This window comes from Sulfitobacter sp. F26169L, assembly GCF_026410285.1.
Taxonomy (GTDB): Bacteria; Pseudomonadota; Alphaproteobacteria; order Rhodobacterales; family Rhodobacteraceae; genus Sulfitobacter.
Genome location: NZ_JAPMLP010000001.1, coordinates 257,361 through 281,244, shown reverse-complemented (window position 1 = coordinate 281,244; position 23,884 = coordinate 257,361). Strand labels below are relative to the sequence as shown.

At 57.5% G+C, this 23,884-nt stretch carries 17 protein-coding genes; 8 read left to right on the top strand and 9 right to left on the bottom strand.

Annotation, left to right across the window (positions count from 1 at the left end):
• Nucleotides 1-104 precede the first annotated feature (104 nt).
• The gene (locus tag OS189_RS01295; RefSeq protein WP_267165469.1) at nucleotides 105-1,193 is read left to right on the top strand and encodes an AI-2E family transporter; all 1,089 of its coding nucleotides are present in this window, start codon (nucleotides 105-107) and stop codon (nucleotides 1,191-1,193) included.
• Nucleotides 1,194-1,214: 21 nt separating this feature from the next.
• Here the strand turns inward: OS189_RS01295 and OS189_RS01290 are convergent, their stop codons facing one another.
• From OS189_RS01290 to OS189_RS01280, 3 genes are all read right to left on the bottom strand, one after another.
• A complete protein-coding gene (locus tag OS189_RS01290; RefSeq protein WP_267165468.1) occupies nucleotides 1,215-2,615 on the bottom strand; it encodes a TRAP transporter large permease in 1,401 nt (466 codons plus the stop codon).
• Nucleotides 2,615-3,244: a TRAP transporter small permease gene (locus tag OS189_RS01285; protein WP_267165467.1), complete on the bottom strand. Its 630-nt coding sequence runs from the start codon at nucleotides 3,242-3,244 to the stop codon at nucleotides 2,615-2,617. Before OS189_RS01285 ends, OS189_RS01290 begins: the two co-directional genes overlap by 1 nt.
• Nucleotides 3,245-3,347: 103 nt before the next feature.
• Nucleotides 3,348-4,364: a C4-dicarboxylate TRAP transporter substrate-binding protein gene (locus tag OS189_RS01280; RefSeq protein WP_267165466.1), complete on the bottom strand. Its 1,017-nt coding sequence runs from the start codon at nucleotides 4,362-4,364 to the stop codon at nucleotides 3,348-3,350.
• 276 nt (nucleotides 4,365-4,640) lie between these two features.
• Here OS189_RS01280 and acs point away from each other — a divergent pair, with 276 nt between their 5' ends.
• The 4 genes from acs to OS189_RS01260 all read left to right on the top strand — a co-directional run bounded on the left by acs (nucleotide 4,641) and on the right by OS189_RS01260 (nucleotide 8,510).
• Nucleotides 4,641-6,593 carry an acetate--CoA ligase gene (gene acs, locus OS189_RS01275; RefSeq protein ID WP_267165465.1) on the top strand — a complete coding sequence of 651 codons (1,953 nt, stop codon included), beginning with the start codon at nucleotides 4,641-4,643 and terminating at the stop codon, nucleotides 6,591-6,593.
• Nucleotides 6,594-6,717: 124 nt separating this feature from the next.
• The gene (locus tag OS189_RS01270; RefSeq protein ID WP_267165464.1) at nucleotides 6,718-7,368 is read left to right on the top strand and encodes a DUF998 domain-containing protein; all 651 of its coding nucleotides are present in this window, start codon (nucleotides 6,718-6,720) and stop codon (nucleotides 7,366-7,368) included.
• 9 nt (nucleotides 7,369-7,377) lie between these two features.
• Entirely contained in the window at nucleotides 7,378-7,893 is a 516-nt protein-coding gene (locus OS189_RS01265; protein WP_267165463.1) for a DUF421 domain-containing protein, read from the top strand.
• Between the two features lie 86 nt (nucleotides 7,894-7,979).
• Nucleotides 7,980-8,510, top strand: a complete 531-nt coding sequence (locus OS189_RS01260) for a flavin reductase family protein (RefSeq protein ID WP_323380209.1) — start codon at nucleotides 7,980-7,982, stop codon at nucleotides 8,508-8,510.
• Between the two features lie 41 nt (nucleotides 8,511-8,551).
• On the opposite strand, the gene OS189_RS01255 is transcribed toward OS189_RS01260, so the two are convergent.
• On the bottom strand, nucleotides 8,552-12,706 hold the full coding sequence (locus OS189_RS01255; protein ID WP_267165462.1) for a translocation/assembly module TamB domain-containing protein: 4,155 nt from the start codon (nucleotides 12,704-12,706) through the stop codon (nucleotides 8,552-8,554).
• Nucleotides 12,706-14,508 carry an autotransporter assembly complex protein TamA gene (locus tag OS189_RS01250; RefSeq protein ID WP_267165461.1) on the bottom strand — a complete coding sequence of 601 codons (1,803 nt, stop codon included), beginning with the start codon at nucleotides 14,506-14,508 and terminating at the stop codon, nucleotides 12,706-12,708. Before OS189_RS01250 ends, OS189_RS01255 begins: the two co-directional genes overlap by 1 nt.
• A 341-nt stretch (nucleotides 14,509-14,849) precedes the next feature.
• On the opposite strand from OS189_RS01250, the gene OS189_RS01245 reads away from it, so the two are divergent.
• The 3 genes from OS189_RS01245 to OS189_RS01235 all read left to right on the top strand — a co-directional run bounded on the left by OS189_RS01245 (nucleotide 14,850) and on the right by OS189_RS01235 (nucleotide 17,607).
• Entirely contained in the window at nucleotides 14,850-15,887 is a 1,038-nt protein-coding gene (locus tag OS189_RS01245; protein ID WP_267165460.1) for a TRAP transporter substrate-binding protein, read from the top strand.
• Nucleotides 15,888-15,949: 62 nt separating this feature from the next.
• Nucleotides 15,950-17,227: a flavin-dependent oxidoreductase gene (locus tag OS189_RS01240; protein WP_267165459.1), complete on the top strand. Its 1,278-nt coding sequence runs from the start codon at nucleotides 15,950-15,952 to the stop codon at nucleotides 17,225-17,227.
• Between the two features lie 155 nt (nucleotides 17,228-17,382).
• On the top strand, nucleotides 17,383-17,607 hold the full coding sequence (locus tag OS189_RS01235; protein ID WP_267165458.1) for a hypothetical protein: 225 nt from the start codon (nucleotides 17,383-17,385) through the stop codon (nucleotides 17,605-17,607).
• Nucleotides 17,608-17,761: 154 nt separating this feature from the next.
• On the opposite strand, the gene OS189_RS01230 is transcribed toward OS189_RS01235, so the two are convergent.
• From OS189_RS01230 to OS189_RS01215, 4 genes are all read right to left on the bottom strand, one after another.
• Entirely contained in the window at nucleotides 17,762-21,094 is a 3,333-nt protein-coding gene (locus tag OS189_RS01230; protein WP_267165457.1) for an error-prone DNA polymerase, read from the bottom strand.
• The gene (locus OS189_RS01225) at nucleotides 21,094-22,638 is read right to left on the bottom strand and encodes a Y-family DNA polymerase (RefSeq protein WP_267165456.1); all 1,545 of its coding nucleotides are present in this window, start codon (nucleotides 22,636-22,638) and stop codon (nucleotides 21,094-21,096) included. The genes OS189_RS01230 and OS189_RS01225 overlap by 1 nt, the downstream gene beginning before the upstream one ends.
• Entirely contained in the window at nucleotides 22,529-23,254 is a 726-nt protein-coding gene (locus OS189_RS18750; RefSeq protein WP_267165455.1) for an ImuA family protein, read from the bottom strand. Before OS189_RS18750 ends, OS189_RS01225 begins: the two co-directional genes overlap by 110 nt.
• 263 nt (nucleotides 23,255-23,517) lie before the next feature.
• The gene (locus tag OS189_RS01215; protein ID WP_267165454.1) at nucleotides 23,518-23,757 is read right to left on the bottom strand and encodes a hypothetical protein; all 240 of its coding nucleotides are present in this window, start codon (nucleotides 23,755-23,757) and stop codon (nucleotides 23,518-23,520) included.
• Nucleotides 23,758-23,884 lie beyond the last annotated feature (127 nt).

The window sequence follows — 23,884 nt, the reverse complement described above, 5'->3', positions numbered from 1 at the left end:
AAATGTCAACGTTACAGCGGGTTCAGCGATAAAATTGCGATCAGGGTGAACCAATCGGACTTTGGTGCGTTAAGTTTCAGCGCACCAATAAAGGAATTCCGGTTTTGGACGATCTCACATCGATCCGCAGATCATTGCAATTGTTATGCTTGATCTCGATATTTGTTACAGCATATTTTGCCAAAGATCTGGTTTTACCCGTATTGATGGGGGTTCTTCTGGCGCTTACCCTCAGCCCGCTGGCGCGTACAATGGGGCGGATGGGCATCCCGAGCACGGTATCGGCGGTCCTGCTGGTGGGTATGACGGGGTTTGCCGCCTTGATCGTTATCGGCGGCTCTGCAGGTACGGTTGCGCTCTGGTCCGATGAGCTGCCGCAAATGCGCAACCAGATACAGGCCAAACTGGCTGGCGTCACGGATACTGTCGAAACAGTTCGGCGGGCCACGGAAGAGGTTGAGAAAATCAGCAAGCCCGAGGGTTCACCCGAAGAGGTTGTTGTGAAGCAGCCGGGCCTGATTGACAACGCCATGAGCACAGGCGTCAAAATTGGCGGTACGCTGGCTGTGACGCTGATCCTTGCGATGTTTCTACTCGCGTCGGGGAATATGTTCTACGTAAAACTGGTTCAATCGTTTCAAACCCTTACGGGTAAAAAGCGCGCTTTGGCGGCTGTTTATGATGTCGAACAGCGCGTGTCGCGATATTTGCTGACCATTACAATTATCAACGCATGTCTCGGCGTGTGCGTGGGCAGTTTTCTTTGGGTACTGGGATTGCCGGCGGCCCATATCTTTGGCGTGGCGGCATTTTTGCTGAACTTTCTGCCCTATATTGGCGGGGTTATCGGCGCCGTCATTGTGGGAGCGTATGCGCTGATCACCTTTGACAGCGTTGGCTATGCCCTTCTTGCGCCTCTGGGCTACCAGATATTAACCGGCGTTGAAGGTCAGGTCGTAACGCCGTGGCTGGTCGGCAAGCGGTTGGAACTGAATACTGTTGCGGTATTTCTGACCGTGGTTCTATGGGGCTGGTTGTGGGGCATTCCGGGTGCGCTGATTGCCGTGCCGTTTCTGGTGGTGTTCAAGGTCGTCTGTGAAAACGTCACTGCGTTGCAGATCTTCAGCAACTTCCTTGATAACCGGACAGAGCCACTGAATGACGACATGACCGAGGAAACACGCGCCACCTGAACAGCAGCGCGTGTTAGGGTGCTAGCTTGCCAGTGAGGGAAGCCACAACACAATTGCGGGAAACGCAACCAGCAAGCCGATGGTCACAGCGTCTGCCACGAAAAACGGCATCACGCCTTTGAACACATCCTGAACCGTCAGATCATCGCGGACACCTGCCACAACAAAGCAGTTGAGCCCGATGGGCGGAGTGATCAGACAGAACTCGGCCATTTTCACCACAAGGATACCGAACCAGATGGCGCACATCTGGCCGGACATTCCAAAGGCTGCATCGGCGGCGGCGACAGTTTCACCACCGTTCAGCGCCATGACCGCAGGATAGACCACCGGCAGCGTCAACAGCAACATTCCGATAGCGTCCATGAACATGCCCAGCACCGCATAGGCCAGCAGGATACAGATCAGAATGGTGATCGGCGCCAGATCGAGCGAGGTAATCCATTCCGAAAACGCATCGGGCAACTCGGCAAAGCCAAGAAAGCGCACATAGATCAGTACCCCCCAGATGATGGTAAAGATCATCACAGTCAGCTTGGCCGTTTCCAGCAGCGCCTCTTTCAACTTGGGCCAGCGCATTCCGCGGTAAAGCGCCATCAGAAAGATGATGAACGCCCCGACCGCCCCGCCCTCGGTGGGGGTGCCCCATGCATCGCCAAAGGGGTTGTAGACGAAGAAGATGATGATCACGACCACCGCCACAATCGGCAAAGCCGGCGGCAGGCTTTCGAAGCGTTCTTTCCACGTAAATCCGGTGACCGGAGGGCCGACGTTTTTCCAGATCACGGCAATGCCGATGATCAGCGCGGCATAGACGATGGCAGAAAACACACCGGGGATAAATCCGGCAAGCAGCAACATGCCGACATCCTGTTCGACGATGATCGCATAGATCACAAGGATCGCCGACGGCGGGATCAGCGAGGCAAGCGTGCCGCCAGCCGCCACAACACCTGCCGCAAACTGCTTGTTATACCCGACCTTGAGCATTTCGGGGATCGCTATGCGTGCAAAAACAGCTGCAGTTGCCACAGAGGCACCGGAAACAGCGGCAAAGCCCGCTGTGGCAAAAACGGTCGACACGGCCAGGCCGCCGGGCACCCATGCGACCCAGCGCTTGCAGGCCTCGAACAGCGCAGTGGTCAGCTTTGCGTGATAAGCCAGATAGCCGATCATGATGAACACGGGGATCAGGCTAAGCACCTGGGCAGATACCTTGGAGTGGGGCGTCAGTCCGGCGATCTTGGTGCTGATCTCGACAGCTTTCCAAAAACGCTCGGGGTCGTAGTCAAACCCGTTCCAGCGCAGCCAGACCAGACCGACATATCCGGCGAGGCCCGCAGCAAAGGCCACGCGCATTCCCAGCAGGACCATCACCAGCATACCCGCAGAAACGTAAATACCGATTTCAATAGGCTCCATCAGTCCGCCCCTTCCAGTATCTTGGCTTCGGCCATGACCTGTTCGGCAACCGTCAGCGACAGCGGAACGGCCACCGGATTTTCAAGCCCCAGTACCAATGCGCGGCCAAAACCCCACGCCTGCAACAACAGTCGCAGCGTCAGGATACCGAAGGCAATTGGCACCACCAGCTTGCTGGGCCAGATCGGCAGGCTTATATCAATCGAGCTGTCGCGCGAACACCACGGACGCGCGCAATCAAACGACCGGTCGAAATGCTCCCAAGCGCCATAGGTCAGGCCCACAATCAGCAACAGCATTAACAGCACTGAAATCAGTTCAAATAGCCACAGGATGCGGCCACTCAGCGCGTTGACCAGCATATCCATACGGATATGCGTGCCGTCCCGTGCCACATAGGAAATGCCCATGATCGCAATGATCGGCATCGCCGCTTCGATATAATCGACATAGCCCAGCAACGGGCTGCCAAAGAACTTGCGTGCCGTGACGGAATAGGCTGCCAGAAACATCAGCGAAAATATCGCAAGACCGCTCAGCAATGCGCCAAAACGCTCAATTGGTAACAACATGCGGTCGAGTCTGCTCAGTAGGCTGGAATCTTCCAGCACAGCGGCTGAACCTGCCATCGCCACTCCCCCTTTTTTTGACTTAAGTGCAAAAAGGCTGCGCGGGGTGCGCGCAGCCTTCAATCAGGTGGTCAAAGATGCGTGTTGCACCCCCGCCCCACTATCAACCGCCGCTTTTTGCTTCGGCCAGCGTTTTGACAACAAGATCATACAATTCCTGGCCCGGAATGCCTTGGGATTCCATATCCGCAATCCATTTGGCACGGATCGGATCGGCGGCTTTTTCGCGGAACTCGGCAATCACCTCGGGCGCCAGTTCAACTTTCTCAACGCCCTTTTCTTCCAGAACAGCATCCCAACGCTTCAACAATTCGGCATAATTGCTGAGGTAGTGTGCCAGCGCTTCGTCAACCGAACTGTCCAGCGCCTCACGCTCCGCGTCAGACAGGGATTCGTAGGCATCGATGTTCACCACAACGGGGCAGTTGACAGTTCCGGGGTTCAGGTTTGCTGTCCACCAGTCGGCCTCGTTGATGGTGCCAAAACTGAGGTGTGCGTGCTGGGCAAATGCGACAGTGTCAACGACCCCCGATTCCATGGCCTGAAATGCTTCCGTTGCGGTCACGGATGTAGGCACAGCGCCAACAGCAGAAAATGCTTCACCGATGCCGCCGGTTGCACGTACACGCATACCTTCAAATTCGGCCAGCGTTTTACGCGGATCACCTGTGCCGACAATGTTGTACTGCGGCATTGGCGAGGTCATCAGCAGCTTTGCATTCCACTGCTCCATCTCCTCCGCCGCGGCGGGGTGGGCGTAGACAGCTTTCGAAACGGCAAGCTCCTGCTCCAGGTTCTCTACACCAAGGAACGGCAGTTCCAGTACCGTGACAACGCGGTTTTTGTCGCGGTGATAGCCGGCGCAGAACTGCGCCATTTCGAACGCACCGATGGAGATACCATCGAGGTTTTCACGGTTCTTTGACAGACCGCCATAGCTGACGTTCATGGTAAATTCGCCGTTGGTCTTTTCCGATACCAGCTCGGCCAACTTCTCGACATGCTCGGTGAACGCGCGGCGCTTGCCCCAGACGGATACGTTCCATTCTGTTGCAGCGGCTTGTGACACAAAGGCAAAGCTCAGGGCGCAGACGGCTGCGCCACTCAAAAATCTGTTCATTGGTTTCTCCCGTTAGGTGCGCACCTTTGAGCGGCGCGCTTGTGTTCCACGCTAACCCGACTCCCCGCCCCTGCCAAGCCCCTGATCTTTTCCTGCTGGCCCTCACGGGTTATCAATTTTACAAAATTTACTAATTTCAGGAAATTACTTTACACAAGGACGCGTAGAAAAGTGAGTTCAACATTCCATTACCGCGCCACTGTGCCTAAGCTGTCGCAAAACACCGGCAGAATTGCGCGCAAAAGATGCAAGCCGCCCATTGGAGGAGACACACTCATGTCACAGACCGCAACCACCTATCCCCCCAGTGCCGATACGGCCGCTTCCGCACATGTAAACGCTGAAAAATATGATGCGATGTACAAGGCTTCGCTGGCCGATCCTGACACATTCTGGAAAGAACAAGGCGCGCGTGTCGACTGGATCAAGCCGTTTAGCCAAGTGCAGGACGTGGATTTTACGTTGGGGTCGGTCAAGATCAACTGGTATGCTGACGGGCAACTGAACGTTGCCGCAAACTGCATCGACCGCCATCTGGAGACCCGCGGCGACCAGACCGCCATTATTTGGGAGCCGGACAGCCCCGATGAGCAGGCCCGGCACATCACCTACAGGGAACTGCACGCCGAAACCTGTAAAATGGCAAACATCCTGAAAGATCTGGGCGTAACCCGTGGCGACCGCGTGGTCATTTATCTGCCAATGATCCCCGAGGCCGCCTATGCCATGCTGGCCTGCGCGCGTATCGGCGCTATTCATTCCATCGTTTTTGCCGGGTTTTCGCCCGATGCTTTGTCTGCACGGATTAACGGCTGTGACGCCAAGGTTCTGATCACCGCCGATCACGCTCCGCGTGGCGGCAAGGCGACCGCACTGAAGACCAATGCCGATCAAGCGCTGCTGCGCTGCAAAGACAGCGTAAAATGTCTGGTGGTTAAACGCACAGGCAAGCAGACCACATGGGTGCAAGACCGCGATTACGATTATAATGCGCTGGCTCAAGACGCCGCCGACACCTGCGAGCCCGTAGCGATGAACGCCGAAGATCCGCTGTTCATCCTCTATACGTCGGGCTCGACAGGGCAACCGAAGGGCGTGGTGCATACCACGGGCGGTTATCTGGTTTACGCCGCGATGACCCACGAAGCCACGTTTGATTACAAAGAAGGCGACATCTTTTGGTGTACTGCCGACGTGGGTTGGGTCACGGGACACAGCTATATCGTTTATGGTCCGCTTGCCAATGGCGCGACAACGCTGATGTTTGAAGGCGTACCGACCTACCCGGATGCATCGCGGTTCTGGCAGGTCTGTGAGAAGCACAGCGTTAACCAGTTTTACACCGCCCCCACCGCCATTCGCGCGCTAATGGGGCAAGGTGATGATTTTGTGAAGAAGGCTGACCTGAGTAGTCTGCGCATTCTCGGTACTGTGGGCGAGCCGATCAACCCCGAGGCGTGGAACTGGTACAACGAAGTTGTTGGCGGTGGTCGATGCCCGATTGTGGATACGTGGTGGCAGACTGAAACCGGCGGTCACCTGATGACCCCGCTGCCCGGTGCGCACGCCACTAAACCCGGATCGGCGATGAAGCCGTTTTTCGGAATCAAGCCCGTTGTGCTGGAACCGACCACCGCCGAAGTGCTGGAAGGCAATCCGGTAGAAGGTGTGCTGTGCATCGCAAACAGCTGGCCCGGCCAGATGCGCACGGTCTGGGGCGATCACGAGCGGTTCGAGAAGACCTATTTCTCCGACTACCCCGGCTATTATTTCACCGGCGACGGGTGCAAGCGAGATGAAGACGGTGACTACTGGATCACGGGCCGAGTGGATGACGTAATAAACGTATCGGGCCATCGCATGGGCACAGCAGAGGTTGAATCGGCTCTGGTTGCGCACGGCAAGGTCGCTGAAGCGGCGGTTGTGGGATATCCCCACGACGTAAAGGGCCAGGGCATCTATTGTTATGTGACCCTGATGGGCGGCGAGGAACCATCGGACGATTTGCGCACGGAACTACGCAACTGGGTACGCACCGAAATCGGCCCGATCGCCTCGCCCGACCTGATCCAGTGGGCACCGGGCCTGCCGAAAACCCGTTCGGGCAAGATCATGCGCCGCATTTTGCGCAAAATCGCAGAGAACGATCACAGCACCTTGGGCGACACATCAACATTGGCCGACCCGTCTGTTGTGAATGATCTGATAGAAAATCGCATGAACAAATAGGCGGTCATCCCCTTTCAGGCGCTCCGAAGATTCGGGGCGCCTGTTGCCCCCTGCAAATCAATCCGGAACTCCCGCGTGATCCGCCGCGTTGATACATCATTGTGGCGGGATGGGGAGAGAGCGGATGGCGGAACAGAACCAGCAGGCGAAGGTTCAGGAGCAATCCGGTATGATCCTCGCCCTTGCGTATTACGCAATTGCGGGCTGTGCGGTTTTCGGTATCTCCATTCTCATCGCAGATTCTATCGTTCCCGAACACGACTGGATTGCCGATACAATCAGCGACCTGGGGGCGGGCAAGTACGAATTCGTTGTTGATATCGGTCTTTACGCCTACGCCGCATCGCTGATCTCGATTGCGCTGCTGTGCGCGCATGTGCATTTAGGCGGCACATACTGGAGTGTCGGGACAGTCGGCTTTGCACTGCTGGGCTTGATCGTGTTTCTGGTCGGCGCGCGCAACGAGTATGGCGACAGTGACAGCGAAGGCGTGGTGATCCACATCTATCTTGTTTATGCGCTGGGTGTTCTGATGACGGTATTGCCCCTCGCACTGGCCGGCGGTGCCGCGCGCGCTGCTGCGATCTATCAAAAGCTGCTGTTAGGCTACGCCGTACTGTGGACCGTTAGCGCACCGTTCTTTTTCTTCATGCCGGATTCAGTTGACGGGATCTACGAACGCTACCTCGGCCTGATCTCGGTTGCGACTGTCATCACGCTCGCTTGGATGTTCATTTCGCGCGAGAGATCGCGCAGCGCCCCCTCCTCGAATTAGGATAACTATATGTTTGTTTCCGTTGAGCCGCTCGACACCATCATACGGGCACTTTTCCTGTCGTCGCTGGCGGTTTGTTGGGTCGTATTTGTTGTACGCGTTGTGGGCCTGCGCGCATTTTCCAAGATGACAGCATTCGATTTCGTCGTGACGGTCGCCATCGGCTCACTTCTGGCGGGGGCCGGACAGGCAAGCGCGTGGACAGGCTTTTTGCAGGCGATACTATCCATCGCTGCCCTGCTGGGAGTGCAATATCTGGTTGCGATGCTGCGGCGGCGGTCGGGCGGATTCGAGGATTTTGTCCAGAACGAGCCGGTTTTATTAATGTCGGACGGCGCGTTTCACGAAAAAGCGCTTGGCGCAACGCGGGTCACCGAAGGCGACGTGATTGCCAAGCTGCGCGAGGCCAACGTGCTGGACATGTCGCAAGTCCGCGCGGTCATCCTCGAGACAACCGGCGATATATCCGTGCTGCACGGATCGCAGTTGCAGGAAAAGCTGCTGGAAGGTGTAAAACGTCTGTAGGTTGGCAAAACCTTCGGGATATTTACAAACACCGCCCTACATGTCCAATCGCGGTCACGCTGCACACTGGACAAACCGCGCGCCTCGTGGCACCGCTGCCGATTATGGAGAACAACATGCATAGCTTTGTGCCGGATCCCGCCAGCACCACTGACCTGCGCCGCGCGTTAGGGCAATTCGGCACTGGCGTGGCCTTGATCACGGCGCAAACACCGCAAGGGCCGTTGGGGATGACGGCAAATTCTTTCTCGTCGGTCTCGCTTGATCCGCCACTTGTGCTCTGGTCAGCCGCACGCGCATCCAAACGCCATGATAGTTTTACGCAAGGCGTCGCGTTCTGCATTCACGTACTCAGCGCGCAGCAGATGGATGTTGCAAAACATTTCGCCAGACAGGGGCACGATTTCTCGCCCTATCCTTGGGAGACAGGTCCGAACGGCGCGCCGACCCTGCATGGCTGTCTGGCGACCTTTCACTGCGATACTTATGCCGTGCATGCCGCTGGCGATCATTCGATCATTCTGGGGCAGATCACGTCGGCTGCTATCCAGCCCGAAGAAAGCGACGGACTATTGTTCAAGCGCGGATCCTTCGGGCGCTTCACGCCAGACGATTGACGCTCAGATGTCAGCCACAAGGGCTGGCACCTGACGGGTTCTCAGTAGTCTTTTTCGAAAAACACCCCGATAGAGGAATCCCCGTCCGAACCAAGCGTTGCCTTGCCTTTAAGGTTTGGCGTGATGTCGATGTTGAGGGAAACTTCGCCCGTCCCGTCAGAGGCAGCGGTGACATCCGTGTAAACGTTATCGGTCAGATATTTGCCAACGCGCAACGCGGTTTCACCGCTGTCGGTCGTGGTAACATCCAGATCATCCAAGCCGAAACGATCCCGCAGATTGCCCATCATTCCGTTGCCGCCACGCCCTGCAAGCACTGCTACGGCATTGGCAAGTTGCAGCGCCTGAAACGCCGAGATTTCGGATAGGTTGCGCCCGAATAATAGCTGCGCGAGGACTTCGTCTTGCGGTCCTGCAGGGTTGCTTTCAAAAGTGACTTCGGGTGCGTCTGCTGGGCCCTCTACGATTACGCTGGCTGTACCGGCCTGCGTGGACGTGGTTGATACAAAACGGATGTAGGGGATCAGATCGCCCTGAAACTCTGCGCTGCCTTCTTCGAGATTGAACCGTTTACCCAGAATATCCAACCGCCCGCGTGCCAGTTCAAAACGGCCGGCGGAGATAATGTTGTTGGTGTCACCGGTAATTTGCAAGCTGCCACCCAGTTCCGCATCAAGCCCGCGGCCGCGCACAAATATACGTCCCGGCGCGTTGACAGAAATGTTCAGGCCAAATCCTTGGGTGGATGCCCCCCGTTCAACCGGATCGCTGGCGCCGCCTTCCTCGAGCAGACCGGCGCGGCGGCGGGTTGCCACGTTGTCGGCAGGCGCGCCGATATGGTCGATCACCGGGATATCACCGATGCTGGTCAATCCGGTAGAGGGCACCGTGATGTTGGTTTCACCTATCGTGATGTTGCCACTGATACCTGCGCCGCCCGTCAGGGGGCCGGACAGGCGCAAACCACCGCTGAGGGAAGTGCGGTACAGGCGGGGGTCCACCAGCACAACCTGCTCCAGCGCGATGTTCACATCCGCTGGAAGCGCGCCGGTCAGACCGATGCCGCCATTGATCGCCAGACGCCCGCCGCCTGACGGGCTGGCCGTGATATCAAGTGTTGCGCGGTTGTTAGCCAGACGGATATCGGCGTTGATCCCTTCCAGCCCTGTGCGCAGGTTTGGCGCTGTCAGGGTCGCACCGGAAGTCTGGATAGTGCCGCTAAGCGCATCGAGTCCTGCAGGCCCGTCAAGGCGCAAATCAAATCGTGTCTGCCCTTGCAGACTGCGCGGCGCGATAAATGGCGCTGCAAGACCCAAAGGCGCGTTGCCCTCAATTTCCATGTTCAGACGACCATCGTTGCCCACCAGTCCCGCAACCGTGGCTTGCGTGCCTGCAGGGCCGCGCATGGAGGTATCAATGTCCCAACCTTGCAGGGTCTTTCCGGCGTTGCCGTTCACAATCAACTGGCCGTTCAGCTTTGGCACAATCGCCCCAATGTCAGGCATGGCAAAATTAAATGTCACCGCTGCATCGGGGCCCGTTACAACACCGCGCACTGTGGCCCGGCTGCGATACGGACCCGTAGCATCTGTGCTGACAGATATGCCGCGCGGCGTCTGGCGCAAGTTGCCCTTTGCTGCCAACGGGCCGTTTATTCCAGGGGCCAGCGGAGCGACATTGGGCACGCGTACGTCATAATCGAGCGACATATCCGGCCCTGTGGCCAACCCTTCAACCAGCGCGCGCGCACCATAAGGACCACTGGCCGACACATCGACAAAAAATCCTTCGTCCATCTGACGTAACTGGCCTGTGGCGCGCAAAGGTCCGTTCACTTGTGGCACCAACGGCTGCACGTTCGGCACCGACAGATCAAATTGCACGTCCACCGCAGGGGTCAGCGCGCCTGTCACCGACACATCGGCGCTATAGGGGCCGGAGGCCTCTGTTTCGATCCGGAAACCGCTATCGGTCTGGCGTAAGCGCCCCGTTGCGCGCAACGGGCCGGTGACCTGTGGCGCAACCGCAGACAGTTCCGGCAGCGCAAGTTCAAAACCGATATCAACCGAAGGGGTGACAAGGCCGTTTACCCGCGCGGTTACGTCATATGGTCCGTCCGCATCGGTCTGCAGCAGCCAGCCTTGCGGCGTCTGACGCACGGTGCCTTCCGCGTTCAGCGGCCCCTCGACCCCTTCAGCGAATTTGGAAAGCTCCGGAACGCGGGCCGCAAATTCCAGCGCGGCGTCCGGTCCAGTTGCCAATCCGTCAAGCGCAAAGGATGTCTCGTAAGGCCCGTCTGCATCGACATCGACACGCCAGCCGATATCGTTTTGGACGGCGTTCCCTTTCAGTGTCACCGCGCCCGAGTACTGCGGCAGCACGGTGGCGATATCGCGTAGTACCACCTCACCGTCCACGCGGCTGGAAGACGATGCAAGCTCTGCGGAACCCGTGAGACGCATTGCAGGATTGTTCAGTTCAAGTTCACGCAGAAAGATGCCGTTCTGGTTGCGAATGGCAGCAACATTGAGATCGGTACGCCCTGCAAGCAGCGCGTCAGCCTGTGCGATACCTGTCTTTATATCATCGGCGGTGCCGTTTGCCTGCATGTCGAACTCACCGCTAAGCGGTGTCACTGACCCTTTAAGCGCCAGCGAGGTCGCGCCGTCCAGTTCACGCCCTGCAAGCGCAGAAAAACGGCTCAGATCGCTCGCCGTCAGCTTCGCGTCAAGCGTGGTCTGGAAGCCACTCGCCAGCCCATCTATCGCAACATCGCCTTTCAGGGTGTAATCGGTGCCTTGCAGATCAAGATTACTGATCCGGAAGGGCTGGTCTGTCAGATAGTTGATTTCGGTCGTACCGCTAATCTGTTGGCCCAGCGCTTCTGACAGCGCCGCATCCATCAGCGCCACGCCTTGCGCTGCGAACTCGACCGTACCAAGCAACTGTCCGATATTGCCCGATGCGCCAGTCAACGTACCGGACGCGCGAACCGTCGTCTGTGCGACGCTGGCTGCTTCTGTCTCCAGTCCCGAAATATCAAAAACCGCCTCGTAGGCCTCACCCTTCTGGACATCATAATCGACGTTCAGGACAATGCGCTGCACGGTGGTTGTGCCACCACCGCCGGGCAACAGCACCGGCGCACCGTCTGCACGCGCGACCGTGCCCTGCACATCAATCAGGGCCGGCCATTTTTCATCCGACAGGCGCACCTGCCCCGTGAGATCCGCCGCTGCTGCCTTGAGGGTGAAAGCGTCAACCGCCACTGCACCGCTTGCTTCGATCAGAGCATCGGCGGTCAGACTGACCTGAGGGCCGAAAAAGTCTCGATATTCGGGCAGGATTACAGCTGTGATATCGCCGCCGATATCTGCCACGATGCGGCGATCGGGATCGGCCGGGTTGCCTTGGGTGATCAGGGTAATCTCTCCGGCCAGCCGTTCCTCTCCGTCCGTGTCGATCAACAGATCGGTCACCATGTCATCCAGTGTGCCTGTCGTGTTTACAGTCAGGTCGACCGATGGCTTGTCGGGGATATTGAGAAGGTTTGCAGCGATACCGTCTTCCTGCTCGCTTAGTTTAAGCAGCGCGTCAATCACATCATCGCCCCGCTCCAGCTTTGCCGTGATGTCGAAAACGCCGCGTTTGCCATCGGTCCGGCTGGCGTTCACCACCATATCCAGACCGTCATCGTTCAGGGTTGCCTGCGCGTTCATCTGCAATTGCACGCTTTGACCCACCACAGGCTCGCCCAGGGTGACCTGCGCAATGTTCACTGCGTCGATGTTCACCGCTACAGGCAGATCGGGCAGCTTGGGCAGGGTGAAAGGCTTAGCTTCCGCGTCGGGTAATGTCGTTTCTTCGCTTTTTGGCAGGCGGGGGATGTCGATACGCGCGGCGCTCAGTTCCTCAACCTCAAGTCGTCCGCGCAGAAGCGCCGAGCGGTTCCAATCCAGCACCACATCCTCAAGCGTCAGCCAGATGCCTTCAGCGTCGGATATTGTCATCCGGTCAAACGAAGCGGCAGAACTCAGCGCGCCCCTAAACCCCGAAATACTCACCTCACGGCCGGCACCACTCAGCAAATCCTGAATTTTACGGGTCAGAAAGCCTTTATCTTCTTCTTCCTGCGCGATGGCAGGCACGGCAACCAGCAGCGCCAGCACCATCAGGAAAAAACGGATCATACGCATTAGAAAGACTGCCCTATACCGATGTAAACTTGGAAATCCTCGTCTGTGTCCGGCCCTGATGTAGGCACCGCCACATCAAGCCGCACAGGACCGATTGCAGTGTTGTATCGCAGTCCGAGGCCCGCACCGGAATGCCAAGTACCGGAGCCATCGTAGAATTCTTCCTCACCCACATATCCTGCATCGGCAAAACCGACGATGCCGATGCTGTCTGTCACACCTACACGCAATTCGGCAGACAGGCCGACAAAGCTGCGCCCGCCAGTTGTGTCAGTGCCCACAGGCACACCAAGGGATTGATACTCCTGACCGCGCACCGTGCCACCGCCCCCTGAATAAAACAGGTAGTCGGCAGGTGCTTTTGATAGATCGGGGCCATAGACAGAGCCGAACTGCCCGCGCAGCGCAAATGTAACAGGACGTGCTTCACCGAAGGTTTTGTAGCCGCGCGCATCAACAAAGGTGCGGATGCCGTTATCGGAACCCGAAACAGCCACGAACGGCATCGCATTTGCTTTGAAATAGAAGCCGTCACGCGCATTTAAGCGATTGTCGCGGTAGTCGAATTCCGCGCTGAGCGGCAAGGTTAACAGCGTGTATTTGTTTTCGCCAAATGCGTCACGCGTTTTGGCCGTACGCAAACCAAGGCCCAGTGTATAGGTCCGCTCGGGCGAGGCAATCCGCTTGATCCCTGCCTCCAGATCGAATTGCTGTGAAAAATAAGACACTTCGTCTAGCTGTTCCAGCAACGCGAGTGCGTAGAAATCGGTATCTTCGTTGAAGGTAGCGGGCCGCTCGAAACGCACGCCGAGCCTGTAATCCGTCCCCCCCGAATTACCGCCGATCCCGCTTACCTTCGCGTCAAAGCGCAACCGCTCTGCCCCGCCCAAAAGGTTACGGTGCAACCAGAAGGCACTTAGCGTCAGCCCTTCCAACGTTGACAATTCGGCGCCATACCCAAGCCGGCGCTTGGGGGCATCGGTGATCTGGGCGTTTATCGGCAAGGTGTCATTCGGACCGATCTCTTCTCCTTCGGTCAGCGCAACCGCGCTAAACGCCCCTGTGCGGCGCAGCCGCTCGGTTGAAAGGCGGATTTCCTCAGACGAGAATACTTTGCCCTCTGGTAGTCCCGCGATGTCGATTATGCGCTGGCGGCGCACGTCACTTTCACCGGAGATCACCAAAGGCCCGAACCGCAGGCGCGGCCCCGGATCAAGCTTCATTTGCGCGTGGATACGCCGCGCGGGGTGATCTGCGGTCAGATCTTGGGCGGTAAGGGCCGCTTTAGCATGGCCCTGCGCGCGCCATCCATCAATTCCGGCACTGACAGTATTTTTCAACACACCGAGACTGGCGGTCTGCCCTTCGGCAAATCCTTCGGGGATTTCAGTTTCGGGCGCCAGTGGTGCAATGCGGGTGCGGCCAAAGCGGAATTTCGGCCCAGGATCGACATTGATCTGGACGCGTGAAATGCTGTTTGGTGGCTGCACTGGCGGTATCGACGCGGCCTCGCGGCCATCCACCATAATTGCAATCGCGCCGCCGAAATGACCGTTATCATAAAGCACTGCCAGCAGACGTTTATAATCAGCCTGCGCCGCTGCAAGAATTTCTGCCGTGGTTGGCGGATTTTCTTCAAGCATGGTCTGTTCGATCAACAACGATCCACCGCGCAGCGCATCTTTCAGATCTTCATCGGCCGAGGTGTTGATTGCGACTTCTGCCGCATGTCCACTAACAGCAGCGAGACAAAATATTGCAGTCGCGGCAATGCGCCGTACTTTCGGAGCTGTAAATTCCACGCTCAAACCCTCAAACTCGTGCCGATGCACCGAGGTCCGCTTTCCTGCGCACTCTTCAGCCGACGACGTTGACACCTATTTTTCAAATATATCTACATTATATTATAACGCAGGCGCAAACGGCTTTGTTCCATGATGTATCAAGCGACAGTTCGGTTACAACACAGCCGCCTGATCGGCGGTTTCCCGCCGAATTTGAACACCCAATTTCGGTTTTCCACCCTCGCGGCGGCGTTTTCCTCATTGCTGTTTAACTGCAGCATTGAACTTATCCAGAATTGACAAGCTTGAGACAGCGTTTGCATAGTCGCCTTGTTGCGAAACCATCGGGAAACAGCTCAATGCGTAAACGTACTCTGCTTGGCGGTATGGCTTCGGCGGCTTTACTCTTTTCAATATCGTCATCAGCCGTCTTTGCGCAGAATATCACGCTGCGCTTGCATCAGTTTCTGCCTGCCCCTGCTACTGTCCCTTCAGAGGTTCTCAAACCATGGGGCAGTGCGTTGGAAGACGCTTCAGGAGGACGCATCAAGATCGAGCACTTTGACGCTATGGCCTTGGGTGGCCGTCCGACAGGATTGATGGATCAAGCGGTTGAAGGGGTTGCTGATATCACCATGACCCTTGTCGGCTACACGCCCGGTCGTTTTCCGAAAAGCGAGGTTTTCGAACTGCCGTTTATGATGGTCGGGTCTGTTGCAACGTCGAAAGCGTTTATGGAAATGATCGAGAACGATTTGCAGGTCGACGAATTCAAGGATGTGAAAGTGTTGGCGGCTTGGGTCCACGGGCCGGGCGTAATCCACTCTGCCACACCTGTGAACACGCTAGAGGATATGGCAGGCCTGAAGGTACGCGGACCAACGCGGGTCATTGTTGATTTGCTGAACGAATTGGGCGCCTCCCCCGTGGGCATGCCCCTACCTTCGATCCCCGAAGCGCTATCAAGAAAGGCAATTGATGCAACCGTGATCCCGTGGGAAGTGACACCGTCCATTCGCCTGTCGGAACTGGTCACCAACCATACGGTTTTTTCGGGCGAGGAAGCGCTATACACTGCGGCGATTGTCATGGTGATGAACAAAGCCAGATACGACAGCCTGCCCGATGATCTGCGCGCCATTCTGGATGCATCCACTGGTATGGCCCTGACCGAGATTGCTGCAGCGCGTATGGAAGAAGCCGATGCCCCCGGTCTTGCGATCGCACAAGATGCGGGAAACAATATCATCACCTTGGACGATGCCGAGGTCGCGCGGTGGAAACAGGCCGCGCAGCCGGTGATTGAGCGCTGGAAGGCAGATATGGGGGAAAAAGGGATCGACGGTCAGGCATTGATCGATCAGGCCCGTGCATTGATCCACAAACATGGCGGTTAATCCGCGAAGGCCGCGACGGGCAGGTACTCTGCCGCTACATTACACCATTTCAGGAGGCATGGATGACAGTATTGATTGCAGGTGGCGGGATTTCCGGTCTGGCTCTCGCGCTGAGTTGTCATCAGGTTGGCATCCCTTTTCAGGTATTTGAATCCACCGCGGCTTTGCGGCCTTTGGGGGTGGGCATCAATTTGCAGCCCTCCGCCGTGCGCGAGCTGTTTGATATGGGCCTTGCGGAGCGGCTGGACGAGGTGGGTATCCGGCTCAAGGACTACGGACTTTACACTAAGAAAGGATTGCATGTCTGGACAGAGCCGCGCGGTCTTGATGCAGGATATCACTGGCCATCATACTCGGTGCATCGCGGACGCCTTCACATGCTGCTATATGACGAAGTGATCCGCCGTGCCGGTCCGCATGCCGTGAAAACGGGGCTGCGTGCCACGGGTTTTGAAAATCACGGCGATCACGTGACGCTGTTGCTGGAGGACCGCAACGGGCGCACGCAAACCGCAAAGGGTGCGATCCTTGTGGGGGCCGACGGCATCCATTCGGCAATCCGCCGCCAGATGCAACCCCATGAGGATGATCCGCAATGGGGCGGTGCGATGTTGTGGCGCGGAACAACACAGGCCAAACCGTTCCTGAGTGGTGCATCGATGGTGCTGATCGGCCATGACGGGTTGCGGTTTGTCAGCTATCCCATCTCGCAACCCGATCCAGACACAGGGCTGGCGACAATCAACTGGATTTGCAATCTGCAATTCGATCCCGCCCAAACCTTCCGCAAGGAAGACTACAGCCGCGCCGCCAATACAGACGATTTCCTGCATGCCTTCGAGGGGATCCGCTTTGACTGGATCGATGCCCCTGCCCTGATCCGCGATGCCGACGAGATTTTCGAATACCCGATGGTTGACCGTGACCCTCTGGACAGTTGGACCGTGGGGCGCGCCACATTGATGGGGGATGCGGCGCACGCGGCCTATCCTGTCGGTTCCAACGGTGCGGGTGCGGGTATTACCGATGCACGCAAACTGGTCTCGGCCTTTCTGGATCACGGTCTGGGCGAAGCGGCACTTCATGCCTATGAGGGTGAAATGCTGCCGGTGACCTCAAAGATCATCCTGATGAACCGCACCGCAGGGCCGGATAAAATTCTGGATATTATCGAGCAGCGCAGCGGTGGTCAGTTTGACAGGATCGAAGATGTCATCCCGCATGAGGAAATGGCCGAACATGCTGCAACCTACAAACGTGCAGCGGGGTACGGCATTGCCGAGACAAACAACCGGCCGGCCCTGATCGCGGCAGACGCGCGTTTTACAAACAACGTTTGATCTACAGGAACCGCGCGTTCGTGCAAGGGGATCTTGAACCGCAATTACAAAGCGCCACGATTTCCGCCGCGGAAGGTAACTCCGACATCTTGAAACGCCAAATTTCGCTGGTAAGTCTTGCTTCTGTTTGAAGAATTAGCGAGCGGAGAACCCGGATGACATGGCCCCCTGACACTGAACCGGATTTTGACACAGTAACGATCTACGCCCTGTATGACGGCGGTGATCATATCGGGTTTCACCATACCCGCGATTTGACCGATGCGGTCGAGTGGGTTGAAAACCTGCCACCCGCAGACGCGCCTGCAGGCGCGTTCGCACTGGTTGTTGCAGATGCATTCGGCGTCTGGCGTCATACCCGTCATTTGCTTTCAGGATAACCGGCTGCAAGTCGCGCCACTGGCTGTCACAGATGCTGCTTTGCAGCTTTCAGCACCTCTTCCTCACATCGACAGTTTTTCCCCCGGTGCGTTGGCGGCTGGGCCGATTGCGCGTTGACCTGCCCGCGCAGGCAGTTCGCGGATCGGGCCATCTTCAATGAAAATCGCGTGACTTGGGAATGATGCGCACATTGCGCGGGTGGCCATGCCCCCCGACCTGAGAAGGAAGCGGATGTGTCGGGTGATCGCCGCGCGTGGTGATTGCAGGCAGGCGCGTGTCTGAAAGCCCTGTAAGCCTGTCGCTGCGGTCTTGTATATCATTTGCAACAATATGAATCACACGGCCATCGGTCTGCACCTGCCCATGCACCACCATCAGACGCGCGGACATGATGACCGGACGATAGGATTTGAACATCTTGGGCCAGATCACAAGGTTGGCGACGCCTGTTTCATCCTCCAACGTGATAAAGCACACGCCTTTGGCACTGCCCGGTTTTTGCCGCACCAACACCAGTCCGGCAAGTGATACGCGCTGCCCGTGCCCCATGCGGGCCAGATCACCGGCAGCGGCAAACCCCTGTGCGCGCAGGCTGTTGCGGTAAAAACCCATCGGGTGCGCCTTGAGCGACAACCGCAAGGTCTGATAATCAGCGACAACATGTTCGGCCTTGGGCATTGCAGGCAGGCTGACCTGTGGCTCTGCCCCGTAAGATGTGGTGTTTGCATGATCGAAAATCGGCAAGGCAGGCGCGTCTTTCAACGCCTGCGTCTGCCAAAGCGCCTGTCTACGATCGAAGCCCATGCTGCGCATCGTGTCCGCGGCCGCAAGGTTTTTCACCGCCTTCGCATCCAGCATCGCACGTGATTTCAGATCATCGACATTATCATAGGGTGTTGTGCGGTGCGCCATCACGGACAGACCTGCAGATTTTTGCAGCCCCCCCACCAAACGCATCCCCAGCCGCAGGGCAAACCCCTTTGCACAGGGCTCCAGCGTGCAATCCCAATCGGAGTAATTCACATCGACATTGCGGATTTCGACACCGTGATCGCGCGCATCGCGTACGATCTGGGCGGGGGCATAAAACCCCATCGGCTGGGAATTGAGCAAGGCACAGGCAAAGGCCGCCGGATAATGGCACTTCATCCAGCTTGAAACATAAACAAGCTTGGCGAAACTGGCCGCGTGGCTTTCGGGAAAGCCGTATTCACCGAACCCTTTGATCTGGTCAAAACAGCGCTGCGCAAATACCGGATCATAGCCCCGCTTTATCATATTGCCGACCATCTGCGATTGCAGTTTTTCGATGGTGCCACGCGAGCGGAATGTCGCCATCGCCTTGCGCAATTCATTTGACTGTGCGGGTGTGAATTTGGCGGCATCCATGGCGATTTTCATCGCCTGTTCCTGAAAGATCGGAACCCCCAAGGTACGGCCCAGAATTTTGAAAAGCTCGTCTTGGGGGTGCGCCGGCCCCGGCGCGGGATAGACCACACTTTCCAGTCCCTGCCTGCGGCGAAGATAGGGATGCACCATATCGCCCTGAATGGGTCCGGGGCGTACAATGGCAACTTCGATCACCAGATCATAGAACACGCGCGGCCGCAGTTTGGGCAACATCGCCATCTGCGCGCGGCTTTCCACCTGAAACACGCCCAGACTGTCACCCTTACACAGCATATCATAGGTCGGGCGCCCTGTTGCATCGTCTTCGTGATCTTCAACCGGAACTGTTGCCAGTTCCAGCCGCCGGTCGTAATGCGCCTCCAGCAGATCAAAACATTTGGCAATGCAGGTCAGCATACCAAGCGCCAGCACATCGACCTTGAAAATCTGCAATGCGTCAATGTCATCCTTGTCCCATTCGATGAAACTGCGCTCGGGCATGGCGCCGTTTCCTATCGGGACTATTTCGCTCAGGGGCCGCTCCGTCAAGATGAAGCCGCCGACATGCTGTGACAGATGGCGCGGCATACCGATCATCTGTTTCGTCAGCGTCAACACCATGCGCAGATAAGGGGCGGTCAGATCCAGCCCCGCCTCTTTTGCACGTGCATCATCTATCTGGCCTTCAAAACTGCCCCACATGGTCCCGGCAAGTTTCGAGGTTATGTCCTCTGACAGCCCCATTGCCTTGCCCACCTCGCGAATGGCCGAGCGCGGGCGGTAATGAATGACAGTTGCGCACAGGCCCGCGCGGTGGCGACCGTATTTGCGGTACATGTACTGGATGACTTCCTCGCGCCGCTCATGCTCGAAATCCACATCAATGTCGGGCGGCTCGTCACGTTCCTCGCTCAGGAAGCGTTCAAATAGAAGATTGTGTTCGTTGGGATCAACCGACGTGATGCCAAGGCAGAAACACACAGCCGAGTTCGCCGCAGAACCGCGCCCCTGACACAGGATCGGTGGCCTAGCCTCTTCGCGCGCAAAGCGGACAATATCGTGAATGGTCAGGAAATACCGCGCGATTTTCTTGCTTTCGATCAGGGCGAATTCCTTGTGGATGGTTTGCACCACATGATCGGGCACACCATCAGGATACCGCCCCCTTGCCCCCTCCCACGTCAGGCGGGCAAGTTCCTGCATGGGAGTTGTGCCATCGGGCACAATTTCATGGGGATATTCGTATTTCAAATCGCTCAGGCTGAATTCGATCCTGTCCGCCAGGGCCCGTGTGGCGGCAATGGCGTGTGGCCAGTCGGCAAACAGGCGGCACATCTCGTCAGGGGATTTGAGATGCCGTTCGGCATTGGCGTGCAGCAGAAACCCCGCGGCAGAAACAGTGACACCTTTGCGAATGGCAACCATAACGTCCTGCAACGGGCGGCGTTCCGGCGCGTGATACAGCACGTCGTTGGTTGCGAAAATGGCCAGCCCGTGCGCGTGGGCAAGCGCATCCAGCCGGTTGATCCGTGCCCTGTCATCGCCGCGATACAGAAACGTCGCCCCGATATAGCGCATCTGCGGCAAGGCTTTCACCAGACGCGGCAGCCCCGCAGCAAACACATCCAGATTATCCGGCGGCATAACAATCAGGTGCAGCCCTGCGGCATAAGCCGACAGCATTTCAAGTGTCAGGTGGGTTTCACCCTTGTCCTGCCATTTGCCTTCGGCGGTTTGCATCTTGCCCTTGGAGAGTAACATCGACAGGCGCGCATAGGCGTCACGGTCTTGGGGGTAGGCAAGCAGCTGTGTGCCGCACATCAGCACCAGTCGCGCACCGATCAACGGATGTACACAGGCCTTGGCCGCTTCGGTGTGGACACGCACCACCCCTGCAAGCGTATTATGATCGGCAATTCCGATCCGGTCATAGCCCAGCCTGTTTGCGGTTGCCGTCAAATCACATGCATCCGACGCCGCGCGCAGAAACGAGAAACAACTGGCGAGCCCGAATTCCACATAGGCACAGGGATCATGCCAGCGGAACCCACCGTCTTCGCCCAGCGTGCGGCGTTTATGCCCTTCCTGTAACGGCATCAGGCAAAGAACCCGTGCAAAAACCAGCGCGGCTCCCCCCCGCGCCCGTCATGGACAACACCTTCGCGGTACAACCAGAACCGCCGTCCGTCCTGCACCTCGACCTTGTAATAGTCGCGCAGGCGCGTACCGGGGCGGTCTGTCCACCATTCAGGTGCAATCCGTTCCGGCCCTGTGTGGCGAACGGATTTATAAACCAGACGCCGCCAGCGAAATTGCGAAGGCGGGCCTTCGGGAACAGCATAGATCACGCGCACCTCTTCGGCCGGGTCCAGTATGCGCAGGGGGCGTTCACGCATCAATGCGGGCGCGGGCGATGGCGCGCCTTGCAGTGCAGGCATACGCCCCTCTATACGTTCGGGTTTGTGGCTTTGCGTCCATGTGGACCATGTGATTTTATCCGGCCCCAGCCGTGCTGTCAGCCGGTCCAGCAATCCGGCAATATCCGCACTGGCATCGCGCTTGCCGTCAAGCCGTTCCTGCACCCTTGACAGGGGTTCGGTTCTTGTCGCCTCAAGCGTCAGAAGGTCAAACCCGAAACCGGGATCGATTTTATCAAGCTTGCGGTCGAACAAGCGCAGGATATGCGCGGGATCACGGCTGGCGCGGGCGGTGGCAAACCCTACTGTGCGGTACTCGCCGTCAATCCGGTAGATCGTAAAGCGCAACTGCCGTGCGCCCTGCTCGGATGCGGCAAGTGTTTCGCACAGATCATCCGCAAGGCTTTTTAGATGCGGCACAGGATCAATCACCGGTTCGGGCAACCGTGTGCGCGCCATAAAGGTTTGGTGATCCGGCGGCGCGTTCAGCGGATCGGCTGTTTTGCCCAGCGCCCTGTCCATCAGGATCAGGGGGTTCTGATCTGCTTTCATATTGGCAAACCGCCGCATCATCGCAGCACGGGGAACCCCCGCCAAAGCGCCGATGGTTTTCAGGCCCAGACGGTCCAGCAGGCGCGCAGTCTGCATATCCAGCCGCAGGGCGACAACCGGCAAAGGCGCCAGCCGTCCGGCAAGGTCTTGTGTGGTGCAAACGGTGTGCGCCGGAGCATAGCGCGCCAGTGCCTGCGCCGCGCCACGTGTCGGGGCCATCGCCACCCGCGCCGTCAGCCCCTGCATGGCGAACCGCTGGCATATGTCGCGCAGCAATGCAGCCTTGCCACCAAACAGATGCGCGCAGCCCGTCACATCCAGTACAAGCCCGTTGTCCACATCCTGCGCAGTCCAGGGGCACCACCGCCGCGCCCAATGCACAAGCCGCCGCACCAGCGCATGATCCCCGTCGATATCGGCAGCTTCCACATGCAGATCGGGATAGATCGCCTGCACATCCACCACCCTGCTGTCTGCACTGATCCCGCGCTGCTGTGCGGTTTTGTTCAGACTGTGAACAACAGGACCGTGCGGGCCGTCACGGGACAATATAATTGCCGCATCATGTGGCGGTACGGTTCGATACTGGCTGATCACCCGTATCCAGCGCTCCATCGCCAGATCGGGGAACCAGACCGAGACGATCTGCTGTTCGGGCCGCGTCAGGGTCATACCGTGCCACCCAGCGCCCCGGCGGATAGCCGCGCGCGCGAAAAAGGTTTACATCCCATTGTGGCCGCCCCGGAGAGTGGCTGTCGTATGGATGTGCCAAAGACGGCAAAGACCCCGCACGCCAGCGCATCCGCGCCGCACTTAACCCGCCAGGATCGCCGCTGCGGATCAGATAGACAGGCACGCCACTCACCTGTGCGCGCATGGAAAGCCGTTTGGTTGCCGTAAAATCCAGCACCGCTGGCCCGCCGTGGATTTCGCCGATGACCGCGGAAAGACTGGCACAGCCCGCGCCCTCCTCCATCGCCCAGAGAACATCGCGCGGATGGCTGACCCTGACCTGCAAGATGTCTTGCGCAACACCAAAAGATTTCAGGGCGGGGGTATAGAGATGCCCGTTTTCGCGCCGCGACATGTAATCCTGCACCCACAGAACCGGCCCCGACGCCACAGGTAGCAACGACAACACAAACCCGACCGCAGCCGGATCGGTTGCTCCAGTGGTAAAAACATCGCTCAAAACAGGTTTTGATGCCAGAACATCCATGTCCGGCAGTGCAAGCGCCTTGCGCTTTGGCAAGTGCAAGACCTGCCCGTATGTAGAATCGTTTATCATACACACCCCTATATGTTCACACTTTGTTCTCTTTTTGAATGCTAAATTAAAGGACGATGTGATGTAGTGTTGTCAAGCAAACCGGAGCGGTTTGTCCCGCCATGGCCATCCGGCCGGCATTGCGCGACATCGCAGCATTTTTCGACCTTGCTTGCGAATGCCCGATCAGAGGTTAACAATTCGACACCGTATTTTGTACCTGATGCAACTGTGATGGATACCCTATGCGGGGCAATCAAACGCAGCGATGCCATTACGCTGATTTACCTATGGTTGACGACAGCAAAATTGTGGCCGCAGCCAGTCACAGCTTTTATTACAGGCTTGTCGGGACTGGGTGTGTGATTGATGAATTCACCCAAGGTCGGTGACATACCCAAACCCCAAACGTTGATGACACGGTCAACCTGATTGGCTTCTCCAACCTTGATTTGCGCAGATTTAATCTGAACGATGAAAACAATATTCCTGTACCGGATGAGCTGCTGAGCCGCGAAATCCATACGTGTCAGCAGGATTATATCGCACATTTCCAAGGTATCACCCTACGGAAATATCGGTATGGCCGTTCTATCAGGCGATCCCGACAATCGGGCCGGTGTTGAACGTAGCCCCGCGCGTTCAACAGAT